Raw genomic sequence first — 11,618 nt, 5'->3', positions numbered from 1 at the left:
TAGGCTACGTTTTAACGTACTTTGCACTTAAATTACGTTTTTAGTATGTGCGGATCAAGCTTATTAACAATACTTTTACACATTTAACGTTATATTTTCGTGATTATTATTTGTAACTTTATGAAAAATATAGCGTTTCTGATTTAAGGTAAAAGGTGAAACGTTTACCTTGGATCCAATACTAGCACAAAATGACAATGTAATTACAATGTTATAAAAAATTTTTTTGTATAAAAAAAGTGCGGCCTATAGCCGCACTTTATTAACAATCAGAAAAATAAAGGAAAATTAGCTGCAGCGGATACGGTCGACGGCGGCTTTCCAACCATCATAGGCTTGATCACGTTCTTGCTTGGTCAATCTTGGAGTAAAAACGCTATCACTCTTCCAACAATGGGTTAAATCGTCGATTGAATTGAAGACACCAGCCTGTAATCCTGCTAAGAAGGCAGCACCAAGAGCGGTGGTTTCCGTAATCTCAGGGCGCTCTACTTCAGCGCCCAATATGTCTGAAAGAAAGCCCATAACCCAATCATTACGCGACATACCGCCATCTACACGAATAGTTGTGGGGCGAGCGCCATCGCTTTCCATTGCTTTTTGCAGGTCCTTAGTCTGATAGCAAACAGACTGAAGTCCCGCTGCAACGATTTCGCTAATGCCTGTGTCGCGGGTTAAACCTAAAATTGCGCCACGGGCATCTGGATCCCAATAAGGTGCGCCTAAACCAGTAAATGCCGGGACAAGGAACACGCCGTTATCTTGTCTTGCTCGCTGTGCAAGTGCCTCCGATTCGGCGGCATCGTCGATAAGCTTCAGGCCATCTCTGAGCCATTGAACGGTTGCGCCGGCCATAAAAATACTGCCTTCAAGCGCATAAGTCGTTTTGCCGTTTAAACGATACCCAACGGTGGTGAGTAATCGGTTTTTCGATTGCAAAGGGGCGTCACCAGTGTTCAATATCATAAAACAACCGGTACCGTAGGTGCTCTTGGCCATGCCTTTTTCGAAGCACGCTTGGCCAACTAATGCTGCTTGCTGGTCGCCTGCTACGCCTTGGATAGGAATAACTCTACCTATGATATCTTCTTTCGTTACACCAAAGTCAGCCGCACAGTCCATCACCTCGGGTAGCATTGAGCGTGGGATATTGAATTTATTAAGTAATTTCTCATCCCAGCATTGATTATTGATGTCGAACAGCATTGTACGCGAGGCATTGGTGGCATCAGTTTTGTGTGACTCACCACCCGTTAAGCGCCATATAAGGAACGTGTCTACGGTTCCAAACAACAGCTCTCCGTCCTCGGCTTGCTGTCTTGCACCTTCTACATTGTCTAATATCCAAGCTACTTTTGTGGCAGAGAAATAAGGGTCTAATAGAAGCCCTGTCGATTCAGTAATGTGTGAAACGAGCTCTTCGTCTTCGCTTAAATCACGACAAAGCTGGGCTGTGCGTCTGTCTTGCCAAACGATAGCAGGGTAGACAGGCTCGCCAGTGTTTTTATTCCACACTAAGGTTGTTTCGCGCTGGTTAGTGATACCAACGGCTGCGATATCTGATGGTGTTAATGAACATTTCTTGAAAACATCTTTGAGGGTAGAGACAACGCTTTCCCAAATCTCCTCTGGATCATGCTCAACCCAGCCATCTTTCGGATATTTTTGAGAGAATTCCTGCTGTGCAATAGCGTCTATACTGCCCTTTGGAGAAAAAATGATGCTGCGAGAGCTTGTTGTACCTTGGTCAATGGCAAGGATATGTTGTCCCATAAGGTCACTCCTGAAGATAGTTTTAATAGAGTTTGCATCATTTACACAGGATTAACAATGCTATATTTTCGAAAACGAACATTGGCGTTTCGTTTTGTTATGGGAACATTGAAGTTAAGCACGTATAATTGATGTAATTTTCTAATTCTGAGGACTCACGATGAATCAAACCCAAAGACACGAAAAAATTGTTGGGCTTATAAAGCTACATGGTTTTATGTCTATTGATGACTTGGTCAGTGCTTGCGAAGTTACGCCGCAAACAATCCGCCGAGACCTTAACCAGCTTGCTGAAAATGGTGTGGTTAGCCGCTATCATGGTGGTGCTGGCCTTAACAGAAGTTGGGAAAACACGCCATATCAGGAAAGGAAAACCCAAAACAGCGAAGTCAAAGAGAAAATTGCTGAAGCAGTGGCTGCGATGATCCCCGACGGCGCATCGTTGTTCATTAATATCGGTACGACGACGGAAATGATCGCAACTAAGTTGCTCAACCACAAAAACCTTCACGTGGTAACCAACAATATTCACGTTGCTACCATTCTTTCGGCTAAAGAGGATTTCTCCGTCATAATTGCTGCCGGTGAAGTTCGCTATCGCGATGGCGGAATCATTGGCGAGGCAACCTGCGATTTTATAAGCCAGTTCCGCATGGATTACGGCATAATCGGTATCAGTGGTATTAGTTCGGACGGTGCACTACTTGACTTTGATTTCAGAGAAGTGAAAGTGTCCCAAGCCATTTTGGAGCATACTCAACACGTTATATTAGCTGCGGACTACAGTAAGTTTGAACGCCGCGCAATGGTGGAGCAGGGGCACATTTCACAGGTTGATTGCTTAGTTTGTGATAAAGCCCCGCCGCCCAGCATAAGCAAGATAATCGAAGAAAATAACATCACCTTTGTCAAAGCGTGACCATCTATTTGCTATAGTTTTCCACTACTTTTAAACCTGTTCTCGGTTTTGCTCGCATTCTACTTTTTGGCAGCCTTCTTTAAACATTACGCACTGTTGCCGCAAGCGCTCTTACACACCACGTATTTTTCAATGTAAATCAGTCAAATATTGTTGCGATTGGATTTGTTCATTCCTTTTAACTACGAATTTTAACTTTCTTTAATGTTCGTAAATGTTCGTTTTGTGTTGACATGTTTTCTTTTTGCTTGTCAAATAGACAACCATATGAGGATATCCATATAAATACCACTAGAGGCAATGTATGAGTCAAAGCAATCAAACTGAACAGACAGTCGACGTTTTAGTCGTTGGCGGCGGTGTTAACGGCGTAGGCGTCGCGCTTGACGCTGCGGGACGCGGGCTTTCGGTTGCTTTGTGCGAGAAAGGTGACCTCGCAGGCGCAACGTCTTCTTCTAGCAGCAAATTAATTCATGGTGGACTTAGGTATTTAGAACATTATGAATTTCGCCTAGTGAAAAAAGCGCTGGCAGAACGTGAAGTGTTGTTGAAGAAAGCGCCTCACATCATGTGGCCGCTACGTTTTCGTTTGCCTCACCAAAAGCATTTACGCCCTGCGTGGATGATACGAATTGGTTTATTCCTCTATGACTCGCTGGCTAAGCGCAATATGTTACCGCGCTCACGTAAGCTAACGACCACCAGTGAAAGCCCGCTGGTTAGCGATATTTCAACGTGTTTTGAATACTCAGATGGTTGGGTAGATGACGCACGCTTAGTGGTACTAAATGCGCTAGCTGCCCAAGACCAGGGGGCGAAGATATATACGCGTACTGAATGCGTTAAAGCTGAAAAGTTAGATAATTTGTGGAATGTGGAGCTTAAAACGTCTCAAGGGAAAACGTTTGCAGTCAAGGCCAGGTCAATTGTTAATGCGGCTGGACCGTGGGCAGTATCGTTTCTAGATCGCTTGGTAAATATTCACAACCCCAATGCGATGCGCATGGTAAAGGGAAGCCACTTTGTCGTTCCCAAGCTATATAACTCTGATGAAGCGTACATTCTGCAAAATAAAGACGGGCGTATTGTATTCGTGATCCCTTACGAAGGTGATTTCTCACTTGTGGGCACAACAGACGAAGACTTTAAAGGTAATCCGTCTGACGCTGCAATTTCAAACGAAGAGACTGATTACCTAATTGAAGTCGTAAACAACTACTTCAAGTCCAAGATAACACGCGAAGATATAGTCCATACTTACAGTGGCGTGCGCCCACTCTTAGAAGAGAAAAACGCGTCAGCACAAGAACTTACTCGGGACTATAAAGTAGAGCTTAAGGGTGAAGCTGGAAAGCCCGTATTACTTAATATCTTCGGCGGCAAAATTACAACCTATCGAAAGCTCTCAGAGCACGCGGTAGATAAACTTGTCTCATGTTTCCCGAAAGCGAAAAAAGCGTGGACCAAAGAAGTACCGCTACCAGGTGGTGCATTTGAGAGTCAAGAATCGCTAGTTGCTCAACTAACTTCCGAGTTTTCTTGGCTGGACAACGCTATCGCTGAACGCTACGCAAGACAGTATGGCTTACTATGTTATAAGTTTCTTAAAGGTAAAGCGTCAGTAGATGCTATGGGGATTCATTTCGGGGCTGGTATGTATCAGGCAGAAGTTGATTACCTTATAGAGTGCGAGTGGGCTTGTTGTCTAGAAGACGTGATTTGGCGCAGAACAAAACATGGATTACGCTTGGACAAAGCCCAACAGGAAGCGCTGTCTTCTTATATCTCAATGAAAGTTTCTGGCGCAGTTCAATCGGATGAGTCTGTGGATGCTGTATTGGCAAGCGCCTAACCCGTGAAAAGGTACGTATTAGAAGGAGCCATCTTTGCTTGAAAAGCGATAAGGTGGCTCAATCGCCATTGATTAGCTAGCCCAACAGGATAAAGTAGACGACTTAAAATGAACATGGACGTGATAAACAATACTTCCGTCAAGGAAGTCGTACTTATTAGACACGGTAAGCCTCTCTCGGCGCATAATGACAAAGTAAACTCAGCTCAATATGCTCAGTGGGTGCGTAACTATGATAAATCGATACTCGATCCAACAAGTCACCCAAAGCAGAAGACCCATATCGACGACAGCTACATTGTGGTTAGCCCGTTACTAAGGGCTAAATTGTCTGCGGCTTATTACGGCGCGACTCAAATTGATGAAGAGTTGCCCTATCTTAAAGAAATGGATATTCCTTACTACAAACTTCCGTTCACCTTGCGCAGTTGGCACTGGGTCGTCTTAAGCCGTGCATTATGGTTCATAGGATTTAAAGGTCGATTTGAAAGTTTCAAAGCTGCCAAGCAAAGGGTTAATCTTGTTTCCGAGCGTATTGAAAAACTGTGTGAGAAACACGAGCGGATAGTGCTATTCGGGCATGGTATGACTAACTATTACACCCGAAAAACACTCATAAAAAATGGCTGGCAATTAAAGCAAAAAGACGGTGATTTTTGGGGAATTACGATATTGCACAAGCCGTTGCCATAATGCTGAGTCTTCGTTTTTTAACCAGAAATTCTTAAGGTTTATTTATACCTACTTCATTTTTTCTTCAAAATGTCGATAAAATAGAACAATGCCTAACAAGCGCTAACGACTTGAACAAAGGCATGGGGAATCGACAATGAATAAAACCAACAAAAAGAAACCTTCCACGTCTAATGTTTTTAAGGCGGCTATTTCAGCTATTTTTGCAATTACCCTTGGCGTTACTATCAACTTTCTTCATACCGACGAGAAAGACACCACAACAATCGCCTTTGCACTAAACCTAGATACGTTTAAGCGTCACGTCGTCTCGTCTCACTGGCAATGGCGAGTCCGCCAACCCACTACTATGATAATGCTGATTCACTACAATGAGTCGGGCAAAGAAACGAACCGTACTCCGGTGCGAATGAATCACAACGGATGGCCGACCGCTGAGCTTTCTAGTGAAGGGTGTGAAAAAATATGGACGTCGCTAGTGGCGACACCACTGCGCGTGGACGGCTTTAAGATCCATGCCGACTACTATGCTGAACTTGAAGAGAACGAAGACAACTATTGGTGTCGCTTCAGCTTAAGTAGCGGCGCGTATTTCGACTATTTTCCTGCAAACGGAACAGTAACAAATTTAAGCGATTAAACTGGCCACATAAACGAGGGTGCACAATATAGGCCTATGCTTATATAGGCATTTGTTCTATTTAGATAATTAGTCTACTTTTGAGTTAATGCCATGTTACTTATTGGCGCCATAAGGTATTGTTGATTATAAGATAATACTCGGCATTAACGAATTAAGTAGATATATGCTTTCACGCTTATTTTCTTCGAAAAGTAAAAAAAACTAGCGTCACTGTAGGCGTATCGGTCTGTGCTTCTGAGCTACACATTGTGGCTATAGAGCGCAGTGGCGACGCTGTTTCACTTAATTCTGTTTCTTCAATTCCCTATGATCAGCATCAGCCTCTCAAGCAACAGCTATCGGCGGCGTTAAGCCCGTTTGCTAAGTCGACCTGTAATGTTTCTATAGTGCTTTCACAGCATATGTACCACATGGTACAGGTTGATAAGCCAGAAATGGCAGAAGAGGATATTACAACAGCGTTACCGTGGACTCTCGGAGAGCTGGTTCCCTATGACTCCAGCAACATGGTTTTAGACTATGTCGACTACCCGGTTAAAAGTCGGAGTGGCGGCCAAAAGATAAATGTATTCGCTGCCGAAAGGTCCTCACTTGCTGCCGTCGCAGCGAGCATGGCAAAAAAGAAAGACAAGCAGCTTACACATATCCATACCAAACGGGGCTAGTAATTATCCTGTGCCCTATACCCCTGATACATGGTTGCTCTGGGATTGGGATGGAGATGGCGAAGCTGATAACCCTCCAAACGCAACGCTTACGTATGGTGTGTATCGAGGAAACGACAATATCATTTACAAGCGCGAGCAAATCAATAATTAGCAAAGAAGGTTATCCCGCTTGACCGAAATGCTGGTTGCGTAGCACAACGTAGTGGCGCCAACATAAAGAGATGTAAATTATTAGCAAATTATTTTTTGAACCTTCTAATTTTCACAGGGTCACTATGTGGGTCTAATTTTAAAATTATTTGGAAACGCGTGTGTGGTATCCCTTCATGGGTAAAGCGCTAAAACTACGAAGCAAAAATGCAGTTATTTCGTCACTTAATTACAGCATTACTTGCCCAAAATAGCCCCCATTGTTAAAGTGTGCGAATAAATATCGACTTCACGTTAAAGCGTCGCCATCTCACCTTTGCAAATACGCGTTAACACAGAAACAGGAATACACTCTTCATGTTTAAAAAGCTTCGAGGCATGTTCTCTAACGATCTGTCCATCGACCTCGGAACAGCTAATACGCTGATTTATGTAAAAGACCAAGGTATTGTTCTAAACGAGCCTTCAGTAGTAGCTATTCGTCAAGAGCGCGCAGCAGGACCAAAAAGTGTTGCAGCAGTAGGTGCAGAAGCTAAGCGAATGCTTGGTCGTACGCCGGGTAATATACGTGCAATTCGTCCGATGAAAGACGGTGTTATTGCCGACTTTTACGTCACTGAAAAAATGCTTCAGCACTTTATTAAACAAGTGCATGACAATAATTTCTTGCGCCCAAGTCCTCGTGTATTAGTGTGTGTTCCTTGTGGTTCAACACAAGTAGAGCGCCGCGCAATTAAAGAATCTGCATTGGGTGCAGGTGCCCGCGAAGTTTATCTTATCGACGAGCCAATGGCGGCTGCTATTGGTGCGGGTTTACCTGTATCAGAAGCAACAGGTTCAATGGTGGTCGATATTGGTGGTGGTACAACAGAAGTTGCCATTATCTCACTTAACGGCGTAGTTTATTCATCATCTGTTCGCATTGGTGGTGACAAGTTTGATGAAGCTATTATCAACTATATTCGTCGTAACTTCGGTTCACTTATAGGTGAAGCGACAGCCGAACGTATCAAGCATGAAATAGGTGCTGCCTACCCAGGTGAAGAAGTGCGCGAAATTGAAGTACGCGGTCGCAACCTAGCAGAAGGCGTACCTCGCGGGTTTACGCTAAACTCAAACGAAATTCTTGAAGCGCTTCAAGAACCACTAACCGGCATTGTTTCAGCAGTTATGGTGGCGCTTGAACAGTCTCCGCCAGAGCTTGCTTCAGACATTTCTGAGCGCGGTATGGTACTTACCGGTGGTGGCGCGCTACTCAAAGACTTAGATAGATTGCTAATGGAAGAAACGGGCATTCCAGTTGTTATTGCTGATGATCCGCTTACTTGTGTAGCACGCGGCGGTGGTAAGGCATTCGATATGATTGACCTTCACGGTGGCGACCTGTTTAGCTACGAATAAACAGGAAAGGCAACCGTAAGGTTGCCTTATTTGTATCATGGATACTATTTTTACCCGCGGCCCTTCGTTAAATAACAGGCTTACACTGGCGCTTGTGCTGTCGGTGGTTCTGATATTTGTCGACCATAAGCTAGACGGTTTCAAATCAACGCGGGTTTATCTAAACTCATTAATGAGCCCACTTCAGTATTTAGCAAACCTTCCCGGTTTAATGCTAAATGAAAGTGCCCAGCGTCTTACGTCTCAAGAACAATTGCTGTCCGAAAACCAGAAACTTAATAATCAGCTGTTGCTAATGAGCGAAAAGCTCCAGCGGTTCGATGTAATTGCAAAAGAAAACGCGCAATTACGAGAGTTACTGCAGGCCCCTATTCGGGTTTCTTCTCGAAGAATGGTTGCTGAGTTAATGGCGGTGGATAAAAATCCGTACAGCCAGCAGGTGGTTATCAACAAGGGGGCAATAGACGGCGTATATCTGTCTCAGCCAGTCATTGATGATAAGGGCATAGTGGGTCAGGTAATGGAAGTTGGGTCTACAAACAGCCGTGTATTGCTGATTGCCGACGTTACCCACGCTATTCCTGTGCGATCTCTTCGAAACGATATTCGCTTTATCGCAACCGGAAGCGGCGCGCTAAACGAGCTGTATCTAGAGCATGTTCCTCACAGTGTCGATATTCAAGAAGGTGACACATTAATTTCGTCTGGCTTAGGAAAGGTCTTTCCAGAAGGTTACCCTGTGGCAAGAGTTTCACAAGTCGTCCGAGATGAAAGCCGCCCTTTTGCTCGTGTTATTGTCACACCTTTAGCAAACCTAGACAGGCTTCGACACCTATTGCTGTTATGGCACACGCCTGAGTCAGAGAGTGAGTCTGATGCTAACTCTACTGACGACACTGATAAGCCAGCTGTAAACGAGGAAGAATCTTCAGATGCGTAAACGTAACCTCGTTATATGGATTAGTTTGTTAGTTGCTCTGGTACTGCAAATTGTTCCGCTGCCCACTCAAGTAGATGTGTACCGCCCTGACTGGGTACTGGTTGTATTAGCATATTGGAGCATGGCACTGCCCCACAGAGTGAATGTGGGCGTGGCGTTTTTAACTGGTGTTGCTATGGATGTGCTTGTAGGCACAACCTTGGGCATTCATAGTTTCGGCTTAAGTATTTGTGTTTATATATTAGCGGCTAATTACCAAAGACTAAGAAATTACTCCGTTTGGCAGCAAGCCATTATTATCGGTCTACTATCGGCGCTATACCACTTACTTACATTTTGGGTGCAGCATCTACTGACTGATATTTATTTCCAAGTCGATTACCTGTGGCCGGTGATAACGTCAATGGTGTTGTGGCCGTGGGTATTTTGGCTGCTTCGACGCACGCGCAGACAGTTTTCAATTTCGTAACCCGAACACGTTCTCGATTAAACCAAAGGTAAGCCAATGACAAAATCGGTAGTGTTAGCGTCAGCCTCTCCACGACGCACCGCTTTGCTCAAACAAATGAACATAGCCCATACAATACAGCCTGCCGATATTGACGAGTCGCCCCGTGACAACGAGCCACCGATGGAGCTTGTCGCAAGGCTAGCCAGTGAAAAAGCCCAAGCGGTGAAAGCATACCTTGAGGATCAGCAGGCAATGACCGACGACAAGGTTATTCTGGCCAGCGACACCCTAATATCGTTTAACGGACAAAGTGTTGGCAAGCCAGAAGATAAAGCAGATTCTAAGCGCATCCTCACTATGCTTTCTGGTAAAACTCATGACGTCCTTACCGCTATTTGTGTGCTTGATAACGCTCAGCAACAGACTCAAGTAATTACCACATCTGTGACTTTTGCAGCATTGACGGATGAGCAAATTGACGCATACTGGGAAACAGGAGAACCTGCCGACAAAGCAGGGAGTTACGCTATTCAAGGTATTGGTGGTGAGTTTGTAGTTTCCATTAACGGCAGTGCAAGTGCCGTAATAGGCCTACCACTGTACGAAACCCGCCAATTACTTAATGCATTTGGAGTTGTGTCGTGAGTGCTGAACTGCTTATTAACGTTACCCCGTCAGAGTCACGGGTGGCGCTTATTGAAAACGGAATACTGCAAGAAATTCACGTAGAGCGTCATACCAAACGCGGTTTGGTTGGCAATATCTATCGCGGTAAAGTTAGCCGTGTATTACCGGGAATGCAGGCAGCATTTGTTGATATCGGTTTAGAAAAGGCCGCCTTCTTACATGCATCTGACATTGTCATTCACAATGAAATTGCTGAAGAAGTCTCGGCAAGCCATATTCAAAAGCAAGACATTCGCGAGTTGGTGCGAGACGGTCAAGATATTGTGGTTCAGGTAGTGAAAGATCCTATCGGTACCAAAGGCGCACGCCTTACCACAGACATTACTATCCCCAGCCGTTATCTTGTATTTATGCCTTCGGTAACTCACGTAGGCGTATCTCAACGCATTGAAGAAGAAGCAGAAAGAGAGCGCTTAAAGTCGCTGGTGCAAGAGTTTTGTGATGAAAACGGTGGCTTCATTCTGCGTACTGCGGCGGAAGGCGTGGGCAAAAACGAACTGCAGTCCGACGCAGCATTTTTGCGAAGGCTGTGGGATAAAATTCAGTCGCGTATGAAAAAGCGTAAGTCGAACGTGCTTTACGAAGACTTACCGCTAGCACGACGAGTGCTACGCGACTTTGTTGGTACAGAGCTCGACAGAATTCGTATCGACTCGAAACTATCATTCAATGAACTTCACCAGTTCACCAAAGAGTATGTGCCTGAAATGAACGGCAAGCTCGAATACTACCCGGGTGATAGACCTATTTTTGATTTATACGATGTGGAAAATGAGGCGCAGCGAGCCTTGGAACGCCGTGTCGATTTAAAATCTGGCGGCTACTTGATCATTGACCAGACCGAAGCGATGACCACAATCGATATTAATACGGGCGCATTTGTTGGCCACCGGAACTTAGAAGAAACGATTTTTAACACCAATATTGAGGCGACGCAGGCAATTGCCCGTCAGTTAAGATTGCGCAACTTGGGTGGGATGATCCTTATCGACTTCATCGATATGATTGAACCAGACCACAAACGACGTGTCTTACACTCACTAGAGGTGGCGACGAACAAGGACAGAGCCAAGATAAATATTCACGGTTTTACTGCGCTAGGGCTAATTGAAATGACCCGTAAACGCACCCGTGAAAGCATTGAGCATATATTGTGCGGAGAATGCCCGGTGTGTAAAGGGCGAGGCACGGTAAAAACCATTGAAACCATTTGCTTTGAAATTATGCGTGAAATTGTACGGGTGAATCGCGCCTACGACGCAGACAAGTTTGTGGTTTACGCTTCACCAAAAGTGGCGGAAGCCTTAATGGGTGAAGAGTCTCATATGTTGGCAGAACTAGAAGTATTTGTGTCTAAACAAATCAAGGTTCAAACAGAAACATTGTACAATCAGGATAAGTACGACGTCGTCATGATGTAATGCATTAACGTATACAAAGG

Annotated in this window: 12 protein-coding genes; 11 read left to right on the top strand and 1 reads right to left on the bottom strand. The window is 44.7% G+C overall.

All coding sequences use genetic code 11. The features are described from left to right. Window positions 1-288: 288 nt before the first annotated feature. Window positions 289-1,773: a glycerol kinase GlpK gene (glpK, locus tag MHM99_RS11555; RefSeq protein ID WP_239219406.1), complete on the bottom strand. Its 1,485-nt coding sequence runs from the start codon at window positions 1,771-1,773 to the stop codon at window positions 289-291. 160 nt (window positions 1,774-1,933) lie between these two features. Between glpK and MHM99_RS11550 the strand changes: the two genes are divergently transcribed. The 11 genes from MHM99_RS11550 to rng all read left to right on the top strand — a co-directional run bounded on the left by MHM99_RS11550 (window position 1,934) and on the right by rng (window position 11,598). Further along, the gene (locus tag MHM99_RS11550) at window positions 1,934-2,692 is read left to right on the top strand and encodes a DeoR/GlpR family transcriptional regulator (protein WP_239219405.1); all 759 of its coding nucleotides are present in this window, start codon (window positions 1,934-1,936) and stop codon (window positions 2,690-2,692) included. A 304-nt stretch (window positions 2,693-2,996) separates the two neighbouring features. After that, complete coding sequence (gene glpD, locus MHM99_RS11545) at window positions 2,997-4,544, top strand: glycerol-3-phosphate dehydrogenase (RefSeq protein ID WP_239219403.1); 1,548 nt, start codon at window positions 2,997-2,999, stop codon at window positions 4,542-4,544. 108 nt (window positions 4,545-4,652) lie between these two features. Beyond that, window positions 4,653-5,237, top strand: coding sequence for a phosphoglycerate mutase family protein (locus MHM99_RS11540; protein ID WP_171336934.1), 585 nt, complete (start codon window positions 4,653-4,655; stop codon window positions 5,235-5,237). A 136-nt stretch (window positions 5,238-5,373) separates the two neighbouring features. Beyond that, window positions 5,374-5,877 carry a hypothetical protein gene (locus MHM99_RS11535; protein WP_156085764.1) on the top strand — a complete coding sequence of 168 codons (504 nt, stop codon included), beginning with the start codon at window positions 5,374-5,376 and terminating at the stop codon, window positions 5,875-5,877. A gap of 251 nt (window positions 5,878-6,128) precedes the next feature. Beyond that, window positions 6,129-6,545 carry a hypothetical protein gene (locus MHM99_RS11530; RefSeq protein ID WP_239219401.1) on the top strand — a complete coding sequence of 139 codons (417 nt, stop codon included), beginning with the start codon at window positions 6,129-6,131 and terminating at the stop codon, window positions 6,543-6,545. 10 nt (window positions 6,546-6,555) lie between these two features. Then, window positions 6,556-6,699, top strand: a complete 144-nt coding sequence (locus tag MHM99_RS11525; protein ID WP_239219399.1) for a DUF6701 domain-containing protein — start codon at window positions 6,556-6,558, stop codon at window positions 6,697-6,699. Window positions 6,700-7,055: 356 nt separating this feature from the next. Then, entirely contained in the window at window positions 7,056-8,099 is a 1,044-nt protein-coding gene (locus MHM99_RS11520) for a rod shape-determining protein (RefSeq protein ID WP_014947909.1), read from the top strand. Window positions 8,100-8,136: 37 nt separating this feature from the next. Further along, window positions 8,137-9,039 carry a rod shape-determining protein MreC gene (mreC, locus tag MHM99_RS11515; protein ID WP_049588415.1) on the top strand — a complete coding sequence of 301 codons (903 nt, stop codon included), beginning with the start codon at window positions 8,137-8,139 and terminating at the stop codon, window positions 9,037-9,039. After that, the gene (gene mreD, locus MHM99_RS11510; RefSeq protein WP_061093985.1) at window positions 9,032-9,508 is read left to right on the top strand and encodes a rod shape-determining protein MreD; all 477 of its coding nucleotides are present in this window, start codon (window positions 9,032-9,034) and stop codon (window positions 9,506-9,508) included. Before mreC ends, mreD begins: the two co-directional genes overlap by 8 nt. 36 nt (window positions 9,509-9,544) lie before the next feature. Then, window positions 9,545-10,135, top strand: coding sequence for a Maf family protein (locus tag MHM99_RS11505; protein WP_039236916.1), 591 nt, complete (start codon window positions 9,545-9,547; stop codon window positions 10,133-10,135). Continuing rightward, window positions 10,132-11,598 (top strand): ribonuclease G, encoded by a 1,467-nt coding sequence (gene rng / locus MHM99_RS11500; RefSeq protein ID WP_014947913.1) that lies wholly within the window; start codon window positions 10,132-10,134, stop codon window positions 11,596-11,598. The genes MHM99_RS11505 and rng overlap by 4 nt, the downstream gene beginning before the upstream one ends. The last annotated feature ends 20 nt before the right edge of the window (window positions 11,599-11,618 follow it).

Origin of the sequence: Alteromonas sp. MmMcT2-2 (assembly GCF_022348305.1) — a bacterium.
In the GTDB taxonomy this organism is placed as follows: domain Bacteria; phylum Pseudomonadota; class Gammaproteobacteria; order Enterobacterales; family Alteromonadaceae; genus Alteromonas; species Alteromonas macleodii.
Note: the sequence above shows the minus strand (reverse complement) of the source record. Positions and strands in the feature narration are given on the sequence as shown.

Excerpts from the sequence above, each read along its gene's own strand:
- MHM99_RS11535 (WP_156085764.1), top strand. The coding sequence starts at position 5,374 with ATGAATAAAACCAACAAAAAGAAACCTTCCACGTCTAATGTTTTTAAG.
- MHM99_RS11505 (WP_039236916.1), top strand. The coding sequence starts at position 9,545 with ATGACAAAATCGGTAGTGTTAGCGTCAGCCTCTCCACGACGCACCGCT.
- MHM99_RS11540 (WP_171336934.1), top strand. The coding sequence starts at position 4,653 with ATGAACATGGACGTGATAAACAATACTTCCGTCAAGGAAGTCGTACTT.
- mreD (WP_061093985.1), top strand. The coding sequence starts at position 9,032 with ATGCGTAAACGTAACCTCGTTATATGGATTAGTTTGTTAGTTGCTCTG.
- MHM99_RS11550 (WP_239219405.1), top strand. The coding sequence starts at position 1,934 with ATGAATCAAACCCAAAGACACGAAAAAATTGTTGGGCTTATAAAGCTA.
- glpK (WP_239219406.1), bottom strand. The coding sequence starts at position 1,773 with ATGGGACAACATATCCTTGCCATTGACCAAGGTACAACAAGCTCTCGC.
- MHM99_RS11520 (WP_014947909.1), top strand. The coding sequence starts at position 7,056 with ATGTTTAAAAAGCTTCGAGGCATGTTCTCTAACGATCTGTCCATCGAC.
- glpD (WP_239219403.1), top strand. The coding sequence starts at position 2,997 with ATGAGTCAAAGCAATCAAACTGAACAGACAGTCGACGTTTTAGTCGTT.
- mreC (WP_049588415.1), top strand. The coding sequence starts at position 8,137 with ATGGATACTATTTTTACCCGCGGCCCTTCGTTAAATAACAGGCTTACA.